Origin of the sequence: Pedobacter psychrodurus, from assembly GCF_032678585.1 — a bacterium.
GTDB lineage: Bacteria > Bacteroidota > Bacteroidia > Sphingobacteriales > Sphingobacteriaceae > Pedobacter > Pedobacter psychrodurus_A.
In genome coordinates, this window is sequence record NZ_JAVTSN010000007.1 from 156,427 (window position 1) to 178,504 (window position 22,078).

17 protein-coding genes are annotated in these 22,078 nt (G+C 40.0%); 4 read left to right on the plus strand and 13 right to left on the minus strand.

Annotated features, from left to right (window positions below):
* Positions 1-106: 106 nt before the first annotated feature.
* From R2S57_RS06920 to R2S57_RS06970, 11 genes are all read right to left on the minus strand, one after another.
* Positions 107-994: a group II intron reverse transcriptase gene (locus R2S57_RS06920; RefSeq protein ID WP_316844317.1), complete on the minus strand. Its 888-nt coding sequence runs from the start codon at positions 992-994 to the stop codon at positions 107-109.
* Between the two features lie 134 nt (positions 995-1,128).
* On the minus strand, positions 1,129-2,418 hold the full coding sequence (ltrA, locus tag R2S57_RS06925) for a group II intron reverse transcriptase/maturase (protein ID WP_316844333.1): 1,290 nt from the start codon (positions 2,416-2,418) through the stop codon (positions 1,129-1,131).
* Positions 2,419-2,913: 495 nt separating this feature from the next.
* Positions 2,914-3,786: a reverse transcriptase N-terminal domain-containing protein gene (locus R2S57_RS06930; RefSeq protein ID WP_316844318.1), complete on the minus strand. Its 873-nt coding sequence runs from the start codon at positions 3,784-3,786 to the stop codon at positions 2,914-2,916.
* Between the two features lie 1,111 nt (positions 3,787-4,897).
* Positions 4,898-5,269: a hypothetical protein gene (locus tag R2S57_RS06935; RefSeq protein ID WP_316844319.1), complete on the minus strand. Its 372-nt coding sequence runs from the start codon at positions 5,267-5,269 to the stop codon at positions 4,898-4,900.
* A 1-nt stretch (position 5,270) separates the two neighbouring features.
* Positions 5,271-6,713 (minus strand): S8 family serine peptidase, encoded by a 1,443-nt coding sequence (locus R2S57_RS06940; protein ID WP_316844320.1) that lies wholly within the window; start codon positions 6,711-6,713, stop codon positions 5,271-5,273.
* A gap of 873 nt (positions 6,714-7,586) precedes the next feature.
* Positions 7,587-8,006, minus strand: a complete 420-nt coding sequence (locus R2S57_RS06945; protein WP_316844321.1) for a hypothetical protein — start codon at positions 8,004-8,006, stop codon at positions 7,587-7,589.
* Positions 8,007-8,106: 100 nt separating this feature from the next.
* The gene (locus R2S57_RS06950; RefSeq protein ID WP_316844322.1) at positions 8,107-8,427 is read right to left on the minus strand and encodes an RNA polymerase sigma factor; all 321 of its coding nucleotides are present in this window, start codon (positions 8,425-8,427) and stop codon (positions 8,107-8,109) included.
* 325 nt (positions 8,428-8,752) lie between these two features.
* The gene (locus R2S57_RS06955) at positions 8,753-9,724 is read right to left on the minus strand and encodes a type IX secretion system membrane protein PorP/SprF (RefSeq protein ID WP_316844323.1); all 972 of its coding nucleotides are present in this window, start codon (positions 9,722-9,724) and stop codon (positions 8,753-8,755) included.
* Positions 9,725-9,746: 22 nt separating this feature from the next.
* The gene (locus R2S57_RS06960) at positions 9,747-10,685 is read right to left on the minus strand and encodes a gliding motility-associated C-terminal domain-containing protein (protein WP_316844324.1); all 939 of its coding nucleotides are present in this window, start codon (positions 10,683-10,685) and stop codon (positions 9,747-9,749) included.
* A gap of 29 nt (positions 10,686-10,714) precedes the next feature.
* Entirely contained in the window at positions 10,715-11,443 is a 729-nt protein-coding gene (locus R2S57_RS06965; protein ID WP_316844325.1) for a hypothetical protein, read from the minus strand.
* Positions 11,444-11,480: 37 nt separating this feature from the next.
* Positions 11,481-13,631 (minus strand): Ig-like domain-containing protein, encoded by a 2,151-nt coding sequence (locus tag R2S57_RS06970; protein ID WP_316844326.1) that lies wholly within the window; start codon positions 13,629-13,631, stop codon positions 11,481-11,483.
* A gap of 1,407 nt (positions 13,632-15,038) precedes the next feature.
* Here R2S57_RS06970 and R2S57_RS06975 point away from each other — a divergent pair.
* Positions 15,039-15,359, plus strand: a complete 321-nt coding sequence (locus R2S57_RS06975; protein ID WP_316844327.1) for a hypothetical protein — start codon at positions 15,039-15,041, stop codon at positions 15,357-15,359.
* A 684-nt stretch (positions 15,360-16,043) separates the two neighbouring features.
* Here the strand turns inward: R2S57_RS06975 and glgB are convergent.
* A complete protein-coding gene (glgB, locus tag R2S57_RS06980; RefSeq protein WP_316844328.1) occupies positions 16,044-18,008 on the minus strand; it encodes a 1,4-alpha-glucan branching protein GlgB in 1,965 nt (654 codons plus the stop codon).
* A 58-nt stretch (positions 18,009-18,066) separates the two neighbouring features.
* Positions 18,067-20,529: a glycoside hydrolase family 31 protein gene (locus tag R2S57_RS06985; RefSeq protein WP_316844329.1), complete on the minus strand. Its 2,463-nt coding sequence runs from the start codon at positions 20,527-20,529 to the stop codon at positions 18,067-18,069.
* Positions 20,530-20,897: 368 nt separating this feature from the next.
* Here R2S57_RS06985 and R2S57_RS06990 point away from each other — a divergent pair, with 368 nt between their 5' ends.
* The 3 genes from R2S57_RS06990 to R2S57_RS07000 all read left to right on the plus strand — a co-directional run bounded on the left by R2S57_RS06990 (position 20,898) and on the right by R2S57_RS07000 (position 22,045).
* Positions 20,898-21,389: a transcriptional regulator gene (locus R2S57_RS06990; protein ID WP_316844330.1), complete on the plus strand. Its 492-nt coding sequence runs from the start codon at positions 20,898-20,900 to the stop codon at positions 21,387-21,389.
* Between the two features lie 63 nt (positions 21,390-21,452).
* Positions 21,453-21,698, plus strand: a complete 246-nt coding sequence (locus R2S57_RS06995) for a nucleotidyl transferase AbiEii/AbiGii toxin family protein (protein ID WP_316844331.1) — start codon at positions 21,453-21,455, stop codon at positions 21,696-21,698.
* A 14-nt stretch (positions 21,699-21,712) separates the two neighbouring features.
* Positions 21,713-22,045, plus strand: a complete 333-nt coding sequence (locus tag R2S57_RS07000) for a nucleotidyl transferase AbiEii/AbiGii toxin family protein (RefSeq protein ID WP_316844332.1) — start codon at positions 21,713-21,715, stop codon at positions 22,043-22,045.
* Positions 22,046-22,078 lie beyond the last annotated feature (33 nt).

The window sequence follows — 22,078 nt, forward strand, 5'->3', positions numbered from 1 at the left end:
TGGAATCCATATCCGACTCTAAAAGAATAATTTTTCAAGCTCAAAGAAGTTCATTGTGCTGCTAGGGATCTATCACATGGAGCATCATTTATAGGTTTTCGCTGACCTAAGTGCGGGGATCACCCCCCGCACTCGGCTTCAAAACCGGATGTGCCACTTTCATGGCATCCGGCTCCTCAACTATTTGGTGCTTATCATTCATACCTCTCCCGTGAATTTGGTGATGACAATGTGTGTGCAGTAAGACTAGATTTATTATTGCATTATTGTTGTGATTCTTATCTTTATGATGATTTTCGATTTGGTCGTCACTTTTAAAGAATAATTTGCAGTATCCGCATTTTCCTTTTTGTCGTTTAAGTAGTTCTGCGGTTCTTTTGCTGATCGTTGCGTAGCGACCTAGCCTTGTTGCCCAGTAAATGAAGTCCCCATCATACGGACTTCTTGTGCCTTTGACCTTAACATAGTTCCTGAATGTCCACTCATAATGCTTTCTGAGCACATGCCCTTGTATGGTTTTGAACGTCCATTTATCCTTCCCATGGATACGGAAGTATTTGGCTTTTATCCATTTCCGTCCCTTTTTGGGATGTCTGTGTAACGCCCATTTCCATAATTTACGGAAAGTTATAGTACTCATTTTGCTGAATGCGGCACTGGAAGCGGAGTACTGGTAATAATTCGCCCAGCCGCTGATGATCGGGTTCAACGTTTTAATCAACGCTTCCTGTCTCACCGGCCGCATTTTTCTAATGGTGGTTTTTAGCTTCAAGGAATGCCTTTTCAGGGCATCTCCGTTTGGCTTGATCATTAGGGTATATCCTTTTTTATTATTCGTTTCTGGATATTGACGGATGTTAAAGCCCAGAAAGTTGAAGCCCGGATCTGTTCCTTCATGTTGGCCTAGCGTGTGGCACAACCTCGTTTTTGAGGGCTTCAGTTCCAACCCTACATTGCCTAACCATTGTGAGATATACACTTTTGCTTTCAGCACAATGTCTCTGCATTTGTGAATCACGATAAGTCGAGTAGGCCTCGGGAACTGCCCCCGAAGCCCCTCACAGATCCGGACGTGAGACTCGCACCTCATCCGGCTCCTATTATTCAGTCTACAATTCTCCATAATTATTAGATCATTGCCGGTCTTACACCTAATCGCCAGTGTGCAAATAAATTCGGTTCCTGTTTGCACATTCTTCCTAATAGTCTAATTGCCCTGGTTTTGTGGCGTGTTACCTTTTTAAACTTCCTTTCTGCCCAATGCGCGAGCCTAAAATTTAGGCGTTGGAACAATGGGTACATTTCAGATTTATAGAACTTACTGAAGTAACCAATAAAGCCCTGCAATTTGGCGTTAAACCTGTTTGCCAAGTCTTGCAGACTCTTATCAGACCGTTCCTGTAGGTTCCAGCTTCTAATCTCTGCACTCATCTTCTTTCTGGCTTTGGTGCTCATCGCAGGACTAAAGTTGATAAAGTACTTACCCCTTTTGTTCTTGGATCTTCTTGCTCTGAATGTGAAGCCAAGAAAGTCAAACTGCTCATTTACCCAGGCACCTTGCCTGAGGTCGTCTTTGCAGTAAACAATCTTTGTCTTTCCTTCATTCAGTGTTAGTTTGCACTCAGCCAGTCTTTTCACAATAGCTGCCTGTAGTCTTTCGGCCTCATCTTTTGATCGGCAGTGACATATTGCATCATCTGCATAACGCTCAAATACAATATGCCCATAGTTACGTTTCATCCATTCGTCAAAGGCATAGTGCATATACAAGTTGGCAAGGATTGGCCCAATTACTGAGCCTTGTGGAACCCCTTGACTCCGCTCTATGCGATTACCTTCTTTGTCTTCGTACGGAACCTTTAGCCATCTTTCAATGTACAGCAGTACCCACCTTTCAGATGTATGGCGCTTAATGGCTTTCATCAACAGGTCATGATCTATCGTATCAAAGAATTTGCTTACGTCCAAATCAAGTACCCAATCGAATCGCCAGCAGCGTTTCCTTGCGGTTTCTACTGCCTGATGTGCTGAACGGTTTGGCCGATAGGCATAGGAGTCTTCGTGAAATACAGGATCTATCACAGGCTGTAAAACTTTAACTGCAGCCATCTGGGCTATGCGATCGATTACAGCAGGGATACCTAAATTTCTAGTTCCTCCTGCTTTTGGTATTTCTACCAATCGAACGGCCATAGGTTGATAACTGCCGGATGACATCCTGTTCCATAGTTTGTACAGATTTGACTTTAACTTCTTGTCAAAATCTGTTATGGTTATTTTGTCCACTCCTGCAGCTCCCTGATTCGCCTTTACCCTCTCATAGGCCTCCGCTATGAGCAGTTTTGGAATTTTAGATGACTTTTTGCTTCTTGCATTTGCTCCTCCTAAAGTTTTTTTTTTTTCATTTAGTTGACTAATTCAATTAGTTGAATAATGTGTCCCCTTCGCTCAGTTCCCATTACAGCAACCTTAATAACTACTACTGAACACTCCGTCCCTGTGCCTGCATTGGTACTCTTAAGCTAACAGGGCCTCTGCTTGGTTGTCTCCCTTGACATCAGACGACAGGTTCCCAAGTTCCATAACAACGCCTCTATACAGATCATGTCACCTTTGTGCCGGATGCCGTTTGATCGGTAAACAGGTTCCCTTCAAACTTATCCCGGGTTAACGACTCCCCCCCGGTTTTGACATCGTTCCTACGCTTTCGACATTTCATCAGTGATTTCCTTGCGGTCATCTTCTGTATAGGTATCTGACAGTTCTAACTGCCTTTTCCGTATCGCTCACCACCACATCTCTTTAATGCAGCAGCATACGGTGATTTGAAACCAGTTCCTGCAAACCGATTTCGGAGGGCCTTCCTCCATCGTCATTATAGCACCGAAATCTATCTTACGGGATTGATTTCGTTCATGGCGCACTGTCATCGGCATAGCGGATGATAGATATGGTATCCTGCCATTTTCCGGTTATCCCTTTCCTGTGAAGTTTACAATATTCCATCAGGTCACGCCTTAGGTATTGTCTGGTATCCTCTTCCATTCCGTGCAGTGCGATATTGGCAAGCAAGGGTGAGATTCCAGATCCTTGCGGTGTGCCGCTTTCATTGGATTTCGGAGGGAAACCTTTATCCACAATACCCGCTTTAAGCCATGCTTTAATGATTCTGGTAATTTTAGGGCAGGTATCTACTTTCTTCAGTAGTTGCTGATGGTTGATGTTGTCAAAACATCCGGCTATATCGGCATCCAAAACGTATGCCTGTTTTCTAAAGGCTGCGCCATATATAGCCCTGATCGCATCGTGACATGATCTGCCAGGCCTGAACCCATAGCTATCAGGCTCGAACCTTGCTTCCCATTCCGGCTCTAAGGCCATTTTGAGCAATGTCTGTTTAGCTCTGGTCGATATTGTGGGAATACCGAGTGGCCGTTTTTCACTTTTACCGGGTTTGTCTATCCAGACTCTCCTGAATGGCGTGGCCTTTTCGCTGAGCTTTAAGTCATTAGCCAGTTTGTTACGCTGTACAGGTGTAAGAGAAGCGACACCATCTACTCCGGGCGTATTCTTGCCCTTGTTGTCCTGTGTTACTCTTCTAACGGCTAGCAATTTCGCTTGTTTTGAAGCTAATAATAATCTTTGCAGGTGTCTTACTCCCTTTTTATTGTCGTTTAAAGAGGCTCGATAAATCCGTTTTTGCAGCTTAAAAACAGCCCGTTCGGTTGTATTCCAATCGATCTTTGACCATTCACATTCATACCTTAACTTTTCAGTTTGGTTCATAACTTATTTACTGCTACTTACAACTCTATCTTCCAAATAATCGTGTTTCCGTCAGCTTATCCCAAACATTACTTTGGGCATTTGCTTCTGAAACAATCCCTCCCCATACACGTCGCATGCGGCTGACTGCCTACTCAGAGTCTTAACTTTGAGAGCGGGTATGGTGGTTACTCCGTTCCATAATCCTGTTTTGCGTTGAACTTAGATTCCTGCTGTTCACCGGGAATTGACTGGTATCAATCTGAACTTTGATACTTTCAGATTAGTCTGGTATTCCGCACCTTTTGGTGATAGCGTAATCAGTCCCTTTCGCTATTTCGCCATTACGATGATTCAGACACAGGTTTCTCTCGTAATCTTATTCAACTTTGCTCGATAGGGTTCCAGATCGGACTTCCGGTTACCATCTTTTAACCCATGCTTGCATAGATATGATCGTCAGCCCATACCCATGTGGGTTATGCTTTCATCCCGATACCCGGGAGATTGGAATTGCACCAATACAGAACTACAGTTAAACGCATCACTGCGTTCTACACTTTCCTGCTGTCTCAGCAGTTCCGGTGTAAACGGATCGCAGACCAAAAGTGACGAAGAACCACTATTAGTGAAATATGCAAGAAGGGCACTGAGCCTGCATTGACCATTAAAAATGGGCGAACTAAAGAAGTTTTCGATAGGTTTTAACAAAAAAGTTTTCCACATCTGTGAAGTCCAAAACGTGATTTTGTCTATAATCATACTTTAAACAGTTTTTATAAAAAACGACAAAAAACCGCATTAAAGCACGCTTGAAGCCAGTTTTAGAACTGAAAGAGAAAATTAAAAAAATGCCTTTAAAGGCATTTAAACGCATATCGTTTCCCCTATTTTTTCCCCTTTTGCCACTAAAAATCAATGGTAAAATCAACTCCAAAAAGCTGTTTTTGTCTGAAAATATCAACATCCATAATACATATTGACCAAAGAATCAGGGTCGATCTTAATAATTTTGTTAATCGATTAGCTCTTAAAACATAACATTTAAGATTTTCACATTTTATCGAAAAGCCTGTTAAATGAACACTTCCAAATTTAATAAGTATTTCAACTCATGAGGTTCCTGTTACTTCTAAAAGCCTTGGAAAGATATGCTTTTATGCAGACTATCTATCCGTTTATCCAGTTTTAAGCTGGTAATTTGTTTTTCGTCCCTTATTGACGCAATGAACCCTGTCGAATTTGCAGAGTTATAAAAGCTATTTTGAATAAGCGTTTCTGGAATTGCCCGGTCTTTCAAAATCTTTGTCGCATAAGCAGTAATCTTTTTTCTAATCCCTGCTGTATCTGCGGAAGTTGATGGTTTTAGATAGGAATTAAGACTGTCTTTTTGAAGATAAACTATATAAGCAGTCGTTGTTTCTTCGGTATTTGATTTTGTCTTCTTGCATGCACAAACGCCAAGTAAAACCGTCATTATGATTGTAATCGGTAGTATTTTCATATTAGAATGGTCTAAATTCAAGTCTTTTAACGACCCCAACTTGTTGGCTTCCACCGTTTGGTACACCATTAGCGTAGGTTGTTGATGGGGTAGTAACACAAAAACTCTGCTTTTGTGCTTCTTTTTGTTGCTTAGCAACCTGGTCGGCCAGGGTAAGGCTTGGTCCTAAATCACATGGGCAGCCACACGGTACCCATGGATACATCAGCACACCAGTATAATGAGGTGCAGCCATTGATGTTCCACTTAACGTTGCGTAGGAACCCGGATAGGTTGAATATACATTCACGCCGGGGTCGGCGCAGGTAATGCTTGCTCCATAATTGGAGCCTTGAGAAGAATTTGGAAAATAATTTGCAAAACTATCATTTGCAGAATTTATAGCAGCAATCACCCAAACATTATAATGCTGTATACGGGCCATCGGATAGTATTGCGTATCGTCGCGATAATTTCCTGCTGCAATTACAAATCTTATTCCCAATTCTGACATGGCAATAATTTTTTCGTCCAACACCGTCGATGCATTTCTACCATTATATCCTAAGCTGACATTGACAATATCTGCTGTGTTATGTGCTACGACCATCGACTGGATATAATCCAGGCCTGCTAAAATTGTGGCTTCTGTAGTGCCGCCTTGCGCGTCTGTTACCCTGACCGGGACAAGTCTGGCATTCGGTGCAACCCCAACGATTCCAGTATTGTTAGCTCTTGCCCCAATTATTCCCGCAACGTGCGTACCATGACCATTTTGATCTTGTGCCGAGGTTGAACCAGGAACAAAGGTTGCGGCGCGGGTCTGGTCAATATTGAGCTCTGAATTATAAAGATCGCAGCCCGAATCTAAAACCCAAACAGCATTACCGGTCGTAGCATCCATTTGGCCTCCGCCAACACGGGTGACACCGGCTGGTGTTGAATCAGAATAGCCGGGATAGGTTCTAAAGGATAGATTTGTATTGAGGGAATTCCCTCTGGAAGTATTATCCATCACGCCTGTTATCGCGTTGAATCTTTGGTTAAGAACGACCCTATCAACTTCAGGATTTTTTCTAAGAAGCTGTACTTCTGCATTAGAAATTTTAGCAAAGAAAGCAGGAAAGGTTGCGTAAACTGTTTCTATTTTTTTTGGATCTATGGTTAGTTTGTTCAAAAAGACGTTTGCAGCGGCACGGGACTGAATTAGTTGTTCTTTAAATGTCTTAGCTGGACTTTCAGTAATATTTCTGTAAGATGAAGCTGTTTTTTTTAAATAAATAATATAGCCTTCATTATTTACGAGTGTATCAATCAATCCTAAACTAGATTTTGACATCACACTGTTCGAAGTTAAGTCTTCATTAGTTTTTGAGTCCAGTTTAACAAGATCATCATTTTTACAGCTATTGACAAGAAAAAGTAGCGAGCTGCCGATGGTGAGAAAAAAAAGTTTACTTTTCATAAGAGTTATAATTTAGAGAATATTAATTATTAGGTACTGAAATGATATAAAACAAATGACTAATAATGCGAATCTTACCTGTTAGTTAAATATACGTGTTAAATAATGAAAACGCTACAAAAATTAAAAATTAAATTAGATGGCCTCAAAAAAGGAAGAAATTTAGGCCACTGTGGTCTGTATAATAGCGTGTGATTTCCAGCAAAAAAAACAGCATAAATTAATTCTTTAGCATTCATACAAAGGGAGGGCAACAGTTACTTTGAGTACATAATTTTCTTAGTAAACTAATTTACCCTTTAGTCTTTCTCCGCGGTACTAGTTTCCCTTGACTTAAGTCATTTACCTAAATTATAGGGCAAGCTTAGCTTAAATCTTCTAATAAGTTTATTGAAAGATTCCATTTAAAAGAAAGTGGTGTAAACTAATTCTAGTATTACCACTCAGAAGATGTAAACTAATTCTAGTATTATAACTCAAAAACGACAAGTAAATTCAGGAAGAGTCAAATCACTGGGTATTTCAGGGAAAATGGCCGCTCGTTCCGTTTTCAAAGTGACGCTCCATTTCGCTTCAAACTGACGCCTGATTCCGGAGCAAAGTGGCCGTTTTGGTTGTCTTAGCTGCTTTTTTAGATCATAGTTTCAGGAAATATTTCTTCGAATTTAAGCGAAATTAGAGCCTGTAGGGAAGCTCTTGTGATTAAAGGCTATTAGCTCATCAGTCCTTCTGAGCTGCTTATATCGCATTTGCTGAGATTTCGTAACTTGGATTACCCAGAACGTCTGGTTTTGGGCTAATTTGAGTCTAGGATGGATTATTTTAGAGAAAACTGAATCTAAAAAGCAGTTGGGAGGAGATGTTGGTATTTTTTCAGAAGGAAAGGAACAATTTAGTGTTTACTCGGCAATCCAATTGGCGGCCACTTTGCACTGAAATGGAGGGGTCACTAATAGCCACCAGTTCTGAGTGAACTAGTGCCTGCAGATATTCTTTAGAAGGTTCGAGACTGGCATCAGGGTGCTGGATAGCCCCTATAAATTCACTACCTAAACTAATCCAGGTGGTAATTTCTTTACCATCTTCTTTAACAAAACCTCTTACCAGACCTGTTACCACAAAAAAAACACAATCATTATTATCAATTGGCGATAAAATGTACTTGTTCTTTTTAATTAAGATGGGTTGCACATTATTTTGAATTTCCTGGATAAAACCAGGTGTAATCGGGTTTAAACTGCTGAAATAATTCAATACAGCATTAACTAAAAATACCTTGCGGGATTCGAGCATACACAAATAGGGATAGACTTTAGACCCTTAATTATAGCAAATACAATTGAAACTTAAAAATAAAGTAGATGATTGAGACGATTATGCTGTTAAAATTTTTCTATAAAGTGATTTTCTTGATTTTTCGGGATGCGATCTGATGAATCCAGGTAAAAACACTGATTTTGGTTTCATCGTATTCTGGAAATGCTTGCCAAACCTCACAGAAGGTTTGTTCCAAAATGGATTTGGCTTTTTCCTCATCCTTTATACTCCTGGTGATAGTCCCAAAGATGGCTGCAGCGTATTGTTGATATAAGATTTTAAATGCTGCTGCATCTTTAGCACGCAGCCTATTGAATAAAATCCCCTGTTCGGAAATCCAGACTTTAAGATTGGCATCATGATTTGGATTGATGTTGCTACTAAGTGACACTTGCATGGAATTTGATATTATAGCTTCAACAGGAATGGCTACAATTTGTTTAAGGAACACCCTAATAATCAAACAACTGGACGGAGTATAACAGAAAATGCTTCAGGATGTGGCTCAACTGTAAAACTGCTTTATGACTAAAAAAGATTGCTTGCGGATATGATAATGGGGGATTATAAAAAAAATTGTATCTGTTCCTTTGACAAGGCGGAGATACAGTAAGAGAACTTGAGTGTTCACTTTATTCATTTATAAGCATTAATAATGCCACACGCAAGCCTATCATTTCCTAAATAGAATTTCTTTAAAAACAAACATATGAGGAATAACCTTAAAAATAGCATTTTGGCCTGCGGGTTTTTGCGGTCTGCAGATAGTAGCCAATAGATACTTCATGCGAACCGTAATCATAATTGCCCAGTTTATTTAAGCTGTAATCATAGCCATAACCGATCCTAAGGTTTTCGCGCACAAAGAATTCAGCGATTAACCCAATCGCGCTTTTTGCCCTTAAACCGCTCTGCAGTTCTGGTTTAGGATAAAGTTTTATAGAAGTTCTATATACCCCACCTAGCCATAGCTTTCCTTTGATCATCAAAAATGCATTCAAATCTAATGAAGTTGGGCCATTCAGATCGTCTTTGACTAAAAAGGTTGGCTTGAACATAAAATCGCTGTTCATTGGAAATACCATTCCAGCGGTTAAATAGAAATGGGGTTTGGAAGTAATATTGAGCAAATTATTATCTCTAAAAACAGGAAGATATTGCGTAAGGAGGTTATTTGCAGAAAAACCAATAAAGAATTTTTCGTTCGAATAATGTACTCCAGCCCTGATATCGGGCACGGTTCTACTTTCATATCCGGTAGGGATCTTATTGTCGCCAGTTTCGGTTGGATCGAGCAAACTCCCATTAAGCCCCATCTGCATTACACCTATCCCAACACCAAATGCAAGCACATTGGTTTCGGTGCGGTCTAATTTTATGCGATAGGCAAAATTACCCGATACATTGAGCGAGTTCTGCGCACCAATCTTATCTTTAGATACCAAAAGGCCAAGGCCTAAGCTTTCCTCTTTAACGGCTTCATCAACCGATATAGAAAGCGTCTGGGGTGCTCCTTGAATACCAGCCCATTGCGCACGCACAAAGGCCTGCATGTACAGTTCTTCTTTATAACCGGCATAAGCCGGATTGATGTACAAACCACTGAATACATATTGCCCGAACTGCGCATTTTGCTGAGCAAACAAACACAGACCGATTAAATTAAATAACGCCGTTAAAATTATCTTTTTCATATCCTCACATTTTAACTTCCATTTATCTCATTACAGTTACGTAACCTTTAAATTCCTGCCACTGACCGGTTGCCGTTTTCACTTTAATTACATAGAAATAAGTTCCATCTACCAACCCATTTGCTGTCCAATCGTTTAAATAACCGTTCTTTTCATAAACGGTACTTCCCCAGCGGTTAATGATGGTAAGCTGGTTTTCGCTGTAACGGTCTAAACGTTCAATAAAGAAGGTTTCATTTTTTCCATCGCCATTTGGCGTAAACACGTTCGGGATCTTAAGTCCGGTAATTTCTTTGGTATCGACAGAGATATTGTTTGATGGATCAGGATCTATTTCATTAATCGTAACAGTGGCACTATTCACCACGTTACCAGGCTTCATTGACCTTACATTGATGACCAGCTCAACGAAACTGCCATTGGCAAGAGATGGTATTGCCCAGGAAACTGTTTTAGTTTGCTCGTTATAACTTGCAGCACCCACTATTATAGGATCAACGCTTACAAAGGTCAGATTTTCAGGGAGATCGTCTTTTACTTGCACATTGCTAGCCATGTCCGGTCCATTGTTGCGTACCAATAAGTTGTATTTGAATACTTCAGTATTTAGTACCTGTCTACCTTCTGACCTTTTAACGATAGAAACATCTGCTGATATAACCGATTCCATCACCACTTCCATTTCTTCGGAAAGATCTGAACTACAGCCGCCTGAGCTAAAAGTAATAACGGTATATTTCCCTGCGCTGTTTACCACATAGTCTTGAGTGGTAGCACCCAATATGGCGCTTCCATTTCTAAACCATTGATAAGAGGTGGCACCGGTACCGTTGGCCCTTAGTTTAACGGTAACGCCTGGTTTAAGATTAAACGTATTGGGATTGTTCGATTGCGCAAAGCATGCCACTGCAAAAAGCAGCAGCATACCGAACACAATTGTCCCAAGTCTGTTAAACCTCATAATTGTTAGACTTTGCGTACAGCAACACCTTATGGTGCTACCGAGATAGTTGCTTTACCAGGTTTAACAGTTACCGTGATGGCCTTAGATGCGGTTGCCGAACAACTTGTAGACGGTGCAATAAGCGCAGAACCAACAGCATATTTACCTTCGGCAGTAAACTCGTAAGCATCTGGTGTTATTCCAGCTTTCAAGGTGAAGAGTTCATTATTCGTTCCTGATTGTGTACCTAACGTGGCAAGATCGGTAACCGCCACACCAGCTTTCGTTGCAGACCATGTGTAAACTAAAGCGACACCTGTAGGCAATACCAGTGCTGCGTCTTTACTTGCAGTAATTACCGTGCTTCCAGTTTGATCAGTACAATAAACACTTCCAGGTGCATTTACAGCAATTGCAGGGGGAGGTAACTTCTCAACAACAGTATTATCGGACGCATCACTCGGACAAAGATTCGCATCGGCCGGTATTACCTGAACTGAATAGGTGTGCGTTCCTGTTGGTAATGTTGCTGGCACATTGAAGATCACGTCAGCTGCAGTAGCATAGGTTACAGCGCCCTGTGCAGTACCGTCAACTGTCCAGATTATTTTATCGCCCGTAGCAGGAATATATCCGGTAAATGTCGGGGTAAGTTTTACAGTACCCGTTCCGCACAGGTATACATTGGGCGTAGTTTGTGCGAAAGCACCTAGCGGCAATAAGAACATTAAAAATGCGAAGATCCTTGAATTGCGTTTTGTAGTTTTTTTTGTCATGATTTTAGTTTGTTTGGATGAATAATTTATTGTCTTTTTAGTTAATAGATACTGTTGGTTTATGCGGTACAAGCTTTACCCTAAAACTAAATGGGATAGCACGCTCGCAGCCGTTCGCGTTTTTAATGGTCAATGTCCCTTGATATAGCGCGGCAGGTGTATGAGGAGGAACATTGATCGTAATTTCGTTTGCAGGTAAAGCCTGGTCAATTACGTTAGTCATTGGGCCAGCAACCCAGCTTATGCTGTACATAACAGGGGCAAAAACAGGATTGGTGTAAGTTATTTTGGTTGTACTAAGCTCCTCGCAGATGCCCGGATCCGGCGCTAAGGTTATATTTGGCTGTGGATTTACATTTAAGTTAAAATCTACTTTTTTTCCGCAATACGTAGCATCATCGCCAACGGTATAACTAATAACTACACTTCCGGCTGCAATTGCAGCAACCTTGCCTGTGGCATCTATTGGTGCAATAGCTGGATCGCTGGTACTCCATGTTCCATTCGGATAAGCGTTTGTAAACTTTGCACTCGTGCCACCACACATCGTAACAGGACCAACAATTGCAGGAACAGGAGCATATTGTTTCACTTTAACTTCTACAGATTGGGCGCCCCCTGCATTTTTACATCCGGTTATCGTACTTATTGCTTCTACATAATACGTGGTTGTTCCTGTAAGAATAGGAGTTGTATAAGTTGTACCGGTTTTGAGTAGTGGACCTCCTGATTGTAAACCGTACCAGTTATAAGTAAAAGCAGGATCGGGCATAGTAACAGAAAGTATTGTTGAAGATCCACTACAGATTGTTATACCAGGTACTGCAAGTGTTGGCAGCGGATTTACTTTTAATTTCACCCGGAGCCTTTCAGAAACACCTGTTACACAGTATGTCCTGCTACCCTGCACATAATAAATATAATCTCCCGGAACCAAAGAAGATGTAGGAGTATAGTTTTCCCCTATGTGCAATAAGGTACCCCCTGTTTCAGCATCATACCATTTGTACTCTGTACATACCTGTGGATTGTTAACAGAAAATGTGGTGGTTTCACCCTGACAAATTGCCCTGGCATCTTCAGCAATAGGATCTATTAATGTGCGAGGCTTTGCCAGTTTTCTTTTAATATCGTAAATCCGAAGTGAACCCAACACTCCTGCCAATCCACCTGTTGTGATTTCTAAACGATCGTAAACCGCAGTAATCGGAAATGTTACTTCATATTTATCCGTTGAACCCGGAAATAGCCTAATGTTTAGAAAAGTCCCCGTATTATCGAATGCAGCCCCCGCCTTGGCCCCATTTAAATACGGCTGAATGACAAACCCCGTTAGCAAATTCAGATTGAGCAACCCACCCCCTGGCTTACCGATGATTATGCTTACAGAATCTTTAGGCTGAGAGGGTTTATTAAATATTGCAGTCAGATATATTTTGTTTAATACGGAGATCCCAACATCCATCAAGGCATAACTATCCTTATCGCTGTCGATTGAATTAAAAGGATCTGTTACCCTTCCACTTGCGTTTAATACCCCACCAATAACGGTTGGCTGCACACCAGAGAGAACATCAATTACTTCATCACAATCAATATGATTCGTAGTGGTCTCCATAATGTAGGCGTGAAACAGCTTTGCCGATAATGCTACCGATAATAAGGTACCTGAAACCTTAACATAAATTCCGTTATAAATCTGGTTCGGGCTAAGCGTAATCTCAATCTCCCCTGAGCCGCTGATAACGCCTGCAATATTGGTTGAGTTATAGATCGGATTGATACTTGTAGCGGTGTAACCCGCACCATGACCAGCGCCCAATAAACCTCCTAAGGGCCAAGACGCGCCAACTGGTTGCAAACCGGTAAATGTTCCAATCTCTACCCCACTTAACACACTTAAAACCTCGGTAGGCAATGAAATTTTTATCGTAACCGGGGTATTAGCAGGGATTGATCTGGGCGAACCCCCGGCTGCACTGAACTGCAAAAATTGTGTTGAGGATGCCAAGCCTGCCAAACCAACTCCAACCCCCAATGTGGAGGCATCTTTAACCTGGCCATTAACAGCGTTTGGCGCATCCGAAATCGTTCCCATAATCAAAGAACCTCCCAATACTTTTAATCCGTATTGGATTGAGCCCTGAAAATCGGCGTAGGTACGCTTTGTATTTTCACACTGTGCCACAACCTGTGCGCGTAAAAAAGCCGGCACCAATGATAACACAAACACCAGAAAAGATAGACAAGAGCGCCTTTTCAATATTGGTTTTGGATGAAGTAAAATAAATAGTTTATTTGTTCGTTGACGCAAAAGTACGTTTAGCCAACAGCACATCATCCGTTCACTTTATTCATTACTCCCTTTAAAACACCGCAGAGGCCTTTTTTGTTGACATTTATCAAAAAATCAGATGAATTCAAAAAATTACATCTCGTGTGAGATGAGAAAATGGGATCAATTTGATGTAGCTATCAATAAGACAATTTGATAGTTGTGAGACCATCCTAATTTTTATGAAATAATTCTTGTGGGAGAAAAGACTTATTGTATCTTTGCACCCTCTCTGGAAGCTTCCACTCCAGAGTTTAAGAAAGCCTTTCAGAAATGAGAGGCTTTTCTTATTTGAAACCAATTGAAATCAGTTCCGGTAATTATTCAAACAATACATCCATTGTAATTTCTTTTTGTAGCAAACCAGGGTAGCGTTCCCCATTTGTTATCCCATAAGTTGTGACCATCGTTAAGAACAATGCTTTTCTTGTTCCTGTTTGATGCTGGAATACCTTTATTTTGTTATCCAATTCCTTTTGATAGGATTTAGTGATTTTAAAAGGCGCAACAGAAAATTTAATTTCACAGATATTAATACAAGGATCATTTCGAGCGATGAGTAGGTCGATTTGCCTACGCTGTTCTTCCTTAGCTTTAGGGATATAACTCCACGCGGATATTTCTGCCTAACATTATCTGTCCCTATTGCCTTCTTAATGTGTGTGGAGTGTGTACCGTCCTGAATTTACTTTTAAATTCGGTTATCGATAGTGAAATTATTAGTTTTTTCCAGAAAAGCCACTTTCAACTATTGGTACTAAAGAGGCATTATGATGGCGATTTTAAAGATTTTGTTGATTGGTTGAGGAAGGGATATAGGTTTATTGACAAATAAATATCACGAAAATTAAAAACTTGAAATCATGTGCTCATATTCATAGGATTTAGGGGTATGGTTATTGTAGAAATAATTCTTTATTTTTGTATTAACACTCAATATCATATCCATGCACATAGAGACACGTAAATTGCATTTGATAGAAGAAATGCTCAAAGTAAAGAGTGAAGCTACTTTATCTGCTTTGGAGAAGCTATTAAAGAATACCAATAATAAACAGTTAAGAAAACACCAAGCTTAAAAGATTTTTCTGGAATCTGGTCGAAGGACGAGGCGGAAGAAATGGAACGTATAATTTCAGAATCTTGTGAAACAATCCACCCAGATGACTGGAAGTAATCTCTTAGACACCAATATCGTTATTGAGTTATTTAAAGGCAATCCACAATTACAGAGTTTCTCGAAGCCTTAGGCCCGAGAATATGGAGCTTAATGAGTTAATGGATATTTTTGAAAGCAAATTGGCAGGAACCACCCGAGCAAATATACACCATCAATATATTGCTCAGCATATTGGTGTGCTGGTTGCTGGATTGAAGGAGTTTGCTCAAAAATATGATGCAAATTATAGTAATTATGATGAATATGATTATTTAGGACTTGCTTGGGAAGGCCTAACCTACACCAATTATTTTCTTACTAATGTGAAAAATACGCAGATTTATTATGTGCCACAGACAAGTGTACATATGCGCGCAGATTCATTATTTTCAATTAAAATTAATAATATAATGAGCGATTAAGAGAAATTACTTATTTTATTCAAAATGTAAAGAACACCCAAGTTTTCTATATTCCGCTGGGATTCGAACCCAGGAGCACTACATTAAAAGTGTTTATAAACTTGTTGATCATCCCAATAAGCAGCCGAGCCGAAGATTACGACGACAAGTTTTTTCTCTCCGGTTGCCCAACTGTTCCAAAATTCTCGAATGCCGATAAAAATCCGAAACAGGGAATGTTGATCCATGGAAATTCATCAATAAAATTATTGTTCGTTCTTTTTTTACTAGGGTGTGAGGTATTGGATGAGCATCTGAAAAGCCAAAATCCAAGTGTTAGGCTTAGCTAAAGGAAATCCTAATTTTACTTGCGTAAGTTCCAGGCTAACATTTTCTGACTGTTGATTTAATGTTGCATGTTGGAGCCTAAATTCAAAACAGTTTCTTTCGTAAATCCATTTCTGATTAAATAAGTTTTCCCTACTCGTCTACGGGCCGTACACTGCAATCAACTCAGAATCACCAGATTTTCAATTCTATTTAAAACAACTTCTCCCCAGATCTTCCTATTACCTGCACCATAAATATTTAATTAACAGTGAAAAAGACAAAAAAAACATTTTTTGGCGTAATAGATAAAGCTATAACACGCCAAAACCATGCTTTTATATGCGGTGTTGGCGTGATTTGAAACTGAATATGTGTTTAGTTGCTTTTCAGTATAATTACTGCCAAAGGCGGTAAGTCTACAATTATAGAATATTCCTGTCCGTTATAACCTTCCAGATCCGGAACAATATTCCCCCTGTTATTAATTCCACCGCCATAAAATACGATATCATCGGTATTAAATATTTCTGTCCATTTGGTTTTAAAGGGAACGCCTATTTTATAATTCTCTCGAACTACGGGCGTTAGGTTCATAGCAATCACCAAAGTATCTTTTGCTTTAGGCCCTTTGCGCATAAATGTGAAGACAGATTCGTTTGCATTATCCGCATCTAGCCATTGGAAACCTTCATAACTAAAATTAAAATGATATAGCGCGGGCTCTTTTCTATACAGAAAATTTAAAGCCTTAACTGTTTCCTGCATACCTTTGTGAGGTGGATATTGCAACAGGTGCCAATCCAGCGATTGAGTGAAATTCCACTCATTGGTTTCGCCAAACTCGTTCCCCATAAACAGCAGTTTTGCTCCGGGATGTGTAAACATATAACCATAAAGTGCCCGAAGGTTTGCAAATTTCTGCCAGTCATCTCCTGGCATTTTATATAACATTGGCGATTTACCGTGTACCACCTCATCATGCGAAAAAGGCAACATAAAATTTTCGGTGAAAGCGTAAGTCATGCTAAAACTGAGCTGATGGTGATGATGTTTCCGTCCAAGGGTTTCTACCTTGAAGTATTTCAGTGTGTCATTCATCCAACCCATCATCCATTTCATTCCAAAACCCAGCCCACCAGCATGTACCGGATGAGTTACACCGGGATAAGTACTACTTTCTTCGGCAATGGTCTGCACGCCATCATAATTCCCGTATACGGCAACATTGAGGTCCTGCAAAAACTGGATCGCACCAAAGTTTTCGCTCCCTCCATATTCATTGGTAGCAGCATCTCCATCTGCTCTGGAGAAATTGAAATATAACATAGATGCCACCGCATCTACCCTTAATCCATCTGCATGGTACTGATCTATCCAGAATAAGGCATTGCTGATCAGGAACGAACGCACCTCATTTCTATCATAATTAAAAATGTAAGATTTCCAATCAGGATGGAATCCTTTTTTCATATCGGCGTGTTCATACAGATGCGTACCATCAAACTCATATAGACCATGCCTGTCGCCAGGAAAGTGGGAAGGAACCCAATCTAATATTACCGCGATGCCTGCTTTATGAAGTTCGTCGATCAGGTACATTAAATCCTGTGGCGAACCATAACGCGAGCTTGCACCAAAATAGCCTGTAATCTGATAACCCCAACTTGGAAAATATGGAAATTCCATTACCGGCATGAGTTCCACGTGCGTAAAACCCATTTCTTTAACATAAGGCACAAGCCTGCCGGCTACTTCCCTGCAGTTTAAAACCCGTTCTGGATTATCCGGATCGCGTTCCCAGGATCCTAAATGTATTTCATAAACCGATATGGGCTGATCTAAAGCATTGATCTTAGCCCTTTTATTAAGCCAGGCCTTATCTTTCCAGGTATAGTCGGTATCCCAAACAATACAGGCTGTTTGCGGTGGATGCTCCCAGCGTCTGGCATAGGGGTCGCCTTTTAAATGTTCTGATTCATCAAAACCTTTAACAAAATATTTATAAACCTCGCCTTTTGCAATACCGGGGATAAAACCTTCCCAAATACCCGATTTATCCCACCGTTTATTTAACGGGTGTAAGGCATTGTTCCAGTCATTAAAATTACCGACAACCGTTACGTGAATGGCATTAGGCGCCCAAACTGAGAAATAAGTTCCCGCAGTACCCTCAACGGCAATCAGGTGAGAGCCCATTTTCTCATACAGCCTGAAATGTTTTCCTATCAGAAAAAGATCAATGTCGTAATCGGTAAATAAACTATGTACCCAAACGGATTTCTTTTTATCGACCTTCGGTAACGCTGCATTTTTTGCAGGAACTTTTTTTGCTGCTGACATAGATATTTTGGCTAGATAGATAAAGCCCCAAACACTAAACAGCATTTGGGGCTAAATGTTACAGACTTAAAATCTGTATATCGGTAAAGTTTTTATTGCATTTAAAATGGAGGATATTTTTTTCATCAGTAAAGAAATCGGTAACCTCTTTATTGTCTATGACGATCTTTTTCACCTGGAATTTTACGCCAATTACATTGCACACATAAAATTCATAATTAGGTGTATACAACCCTTCATTTCGTTGGTTCACCTTAATAACCTGTGTATCGCCTTTTACGGTGAATTTCTTTTCCAGATAAATATCCTGTTCGTAAGCAAAGGTATCTCCATGATCCTCGTACATGTACGAATTTACCTCGTAGTCGCTGTGATAGATATTTAAGGTTACTTCAGTGATCGATTTTTCATCAACATATTGCATTACCGGATATTCTGGCAGAACGGTACCCGCACGCACAAACATCGGCATACTGTCGATTTTAGCATCAACGGTATACTCATTACCGCCATCCAGAATTTCGTTGGTCCAGAAGTTATACCAGGTTCCTTTTGGCAGGTAAACTTTTCTGGATATTGCCCCCTGCTCCAAAACCGGACAGATCAATAGTTTGTCCCCATAACAGAATTCATCCTGACGGAAGCTGTTGCTGATATTCTCTTGTTCCAGCATCACCAATGGCCGTAAAATAGGAAAGCCATAGCGGTGATGTTCCCAAAAGACGGAATATAGATAAGGCATTAAACGGTATCTCAATTCGATAAACTTGCGGTTGATGTCTTCGAAAAATTCGCCAAAGCTCCAAGGTTCACGTTCGGCGGTATCACCGGCAGAGTGTGCACGCATAAAAGGCGAAAAAGTTCCCAATTGGATCCAACGTGTAAATAATTCACCATCTGGCTCCCCACTAAATCCCCCAATATCTGTCCCACAGAAAGGTACACCTGAAACTGACAAACGCTGACACTGGATATTTCCGATTTTTAGGTGTTCCCATGTGGCGATATTATCACCAGTCCACACACTGGCATAACGTTGCATACCGGCATAACCGGCTCTGGTAATGGTAAACGGGCGTTTATTGCGCATTAGCTTTTTGAGCCCTTCGTAAGTTGACCTTACCATCTGCATACCGTACACATTATGTGCTTTACGGTGCGATCCACGGTAGCCATCATAATTATGGCGAACATCGTTAGGGAATGTTCCCGAACCAAAAACGGCAGGTTCGTTCATATCATTCCAAAAACCTGCTACGCCCATATCTACCAATTCTTTGTATAGGTTACCCCACCAGGTACGTACTTTAGGATTGGTAAAGTCTGGAAATTGACAACGGCCAGGCCAAACATGTCCTTCCATGTAATAATCGTCGCTGCGGCGACAGAAAAATCTTTTTTCTTTACCTTCCTTAAAAACCCAGTAATCATCATCAACCTTAATTCCGGGATCGATCATCACTACTGTTTTAAAACCATCATCTGAAAGTTCTTTGATCATTCTCCGCGGATCTGGAAAGTATTTTTTATTCCAGGTAAAACAACGGTAGCCGTCCATGTAATCGATATCCAAATAAATGGCATCGCAAGGGATTTTTCGTTCTCTGAACTGTTTGGCTATTTCTTTAACCTTTGATTCCGGATAATAACTCCAGCGGCATTGCTGATAACCCAATGTCCATTTTGGCGGCATTGGGTGTGTACCGGTTAAGGTTGCATAACGCTTAACCACATCCATAATATGCGGCCCATGAATATAGTAATATTGAAGTTCGCCCCCATCTGCCCAGAAACTGGTTTTATTCACATCTTCGCCACCAAAATCGAAGTACGATTTAAAAGTATTATCGAAAAAGATACCATAAGCGGCCTGATTGTGCAAACCTATGTAAAAAGGTATAGTTCGGTATAGCGGGTCCTGGTTCCAACCGAAAGAATAGGCGTCGGTATTCCAGTTTTCGAAACGGCGGCCACGCAGGTTAAAATTGCCAGATTTATCTCCCAAACCAAAGAAATTTTCTTCCGGGTGACATTTTTTAGTTGCATAAATATAATAGCCGCCAAAATCCACATTTTCTTCCCAATGCATAGAATTGACTTCATCTACCATCACCACATTGGTAATATTATCAAAGAAGGAAACATGAAAGTTGGCTTTTTCTATTTTACAGGTAACCGCATGCGTAGAAATGGTATAGTGATCTTCATGTTCCTGCATCTTAAAAACGGAAACTTTTTGATCAACTTCTGGTACGGCATATGAAAAATCATCCAAAAAAACACCATGTGGCGCCAAACGTACACGGATAATATCATCACTTACCACCCGCACTTCCACTCTGGCATCACCATCTGAAAAATAAAAGCGATTGCCTTCTTTTTTTACTTTTTTAACTGCCCCAAGGTATTGTTTAACAATTGGTTTTACAGATATATCAACCGGATTGTTTAAATGCTGTATTTCCTGCTCTTTTTCAATCAGATCACTTGTCTCGTTCGGTTTGTCGTTTTGCGCTTCCATCGTTATTTATTCAAATTTTTAAATTCATACCTCTTAAACTGGGATGTGCTTAAGAAAGTACTATAATACAAATATTTTATAAAAGGGCTGTAGCTTTTTTATAAAAGATTCATTTAATAGTGTAAGTTTTACACTAACCCAAGCTATTTCACAATCAGATCTCTTTATTGAAAGCGCACTTAATTGAGTTATGAAACTTCAAGAATGTAAAATAAACACAAGATAAACGACATATAACCGTCTATCTCCCTTAAATTCTATAACGTAAGTATTCATAACAGAAAAGGATGTACATAGAATTTGCCTCTAACATCATCTTTCAGATAAAATAAACATTATTTTATAAACAATTTTGTTTATTTTTGAATATGGAAAAGCTGATCAGCAAATTTAAAGGCATTCATCCCGGTTTTATACTGGAACGGGAACTGAAAAAAAAAGGGTTTAAGAAAGGTCCTTTAGCGCTTTCTATGAACGAATACCCTCAAATACTAAATGATATTACAAAAGGCAAAAGAGGAATGACAGCGGCACTCTCTATAAAACTAGATCAAACTCTGGGACTGGAAGAAGGCACAATGCTGATTCTCCAGGCATATTACGAAATTCAAAAGGAAAAAGACAAACGAAGTTTAGCCGATAAGCCTAACTTATCAATTATCAGAAAAATCTTGTTCTGGGACACTGATTTTGATAAAATTAACTGGCAAACACAATATCAATCTGTTATAGAAAGAGTTTTAGAACGCGGAAATAATGAAGAGAAAAATGAGCTAATTAGATTCTATGGTCAGGATAAAATAAATAAAGTAACAAAAAGTACTAAAGGACGTGAGCGAAGAGAAACATCGCTCAAATAATCAAGCAACATTATGTACTGGAATACTGTAAATCAATTATTGAAAAGTAGTTTGCTCCAACTTATGCAAGCAGAAGAACTATCTGCTTTTCGTTTGGTTGGCGGAACCGCACTTAGTCTTTATCTTGGCCACCGCTTATCGGTTGACATCGATCTTTTTACTGATGCAGCTTATGGATCGATCGACTTTGATCTTATCGAGGAGTTTCTTCGAGTCAAGTTTCCTTATGTTCAAGGTGATTTTGGTCAATTTGCCGGCCTTGGAAATCCTATCTTATCGGCACCCAAAAAGATAACATTGTTAAACTAGATCTTTTTTACAGCATGGATCCATTTTTTGATGCTATTGTTCATACTGATGATGTACGTATGGCTTCGGTACCGGAGATTATTGCTATGAAAATGGACGTAATATTAAGAGGTGGCAGAAAGAAAGATTTCTGGGATATACATGAGCTATTGGATAATTATAGCCCAAACGAAATGATCGCTTTACATAAGAAACGTTTCGAATGGACACACGATGATAACCAAATCAGGAATAATTTCATCGATTTCAACATGGCAGATAACGATTTTGACCCAATATGTTTAAAAGGCAAAATCTGGGAATTTATTAAAGAAGATTTAACTGAAGCGATTGATAAACAACAATAATAGACTCTTTTATACATATTCCATTTACAAAAA

Coding starts and splice junctions, on each gene's coding strand:
- R2S57_RS06930 (WP_316844318.1), bottom strand. CDS start 3,786: ATGAACCAAACTGAAAAGTTAAGGTATGAATGTGAATGGTCAAAGATC.
- R2S57_RS06935 (WP_316844319.1), bottom strand. CDS start 5,269: ATGAAAATACTACCGATTACAATCATAATGACGGTTTTACTTGGCGTT.
- R2S57_RS06940 (WP_316844320.1), bottom strand. CDS start 6,713: ATGAAAAGTAAACTTTTTTTTCTCACCATCGGCAGCTCGCTACTTTTT.
- R2S57_RS06945 (WP_316844321.1), bottom strand. CDS start 8,006: ATGCTCGAATCCCGCAAGGTATTTTTAGTTAATGCTGTATTGAATTAT.
- R2S57_RS06950 (WP_316844322.1), bottom strand. CDS start 8,427: ATGCAAGTGTCACTTAGTAGCAACATCAATCCAAATCATGATGCCAAT.
- R2S57_RS06955 (WP_316844323.1), bottom strand. CDS start 9,724: ATGAAAAAGATAATTTTAACGGCGTTATTTAATTTAATCGGTCTGTGT.
- R2S57_RS06960 (WP_316844324.1), bottom strand. CDS start 10,685: ATGAGGTTTAACAGACTTGGGACAATTGTGTTCGGTATGCTGCTGCTT.
- R2S57_RS06965 (WP_316844325.1), bottom strand. CDS start 11,443: ATGACAAAAAAAACTACAAAACGCAATTCAAGGATCTTCGCATTTTTA.
- R2S57_RS06975 (WP_316844327.1), top strand. CDS start 15,039: ATGGAGCTTAATGAGTTAATGGATATTTTTGAAAGCAAATTGGCAGGA.
- glgB (WP_316844328.1), bottom strand. CDS start 18,008: ATGTCAGCAGCAAAAAAAGTTCCTGCAAAAAATGCAGCGTTACCGAAG.
- R2S57_RS06985 (WP_316844329.1), bottom strand. CDS start 20,529: ATGGAAGCGCAAAACGACAAACCGAACGAGACAAGTGATCTGATTGAA.
- R2S57_RS06990 (WP_316844330.1), top strand. CDS start 20,898: ATGGAAAAGCTGATCAGCAAATTTAAAGGCATTCATCCCGGTTTTATA.
- R2S57_RS06995 (WP_316844331.1), top strand. CDS start 21,453: ATGCAAGCAGAAGAACTATCTGCTTTTCGTTTGGTTGGCGGAACCGCA.
- R2S57_RS07000 (WP_316844332.1), top strand. CDS start 21,713: ATGGATCCATTTTTTGATGCTATTGTTCATACTGATGATGTACGTATG.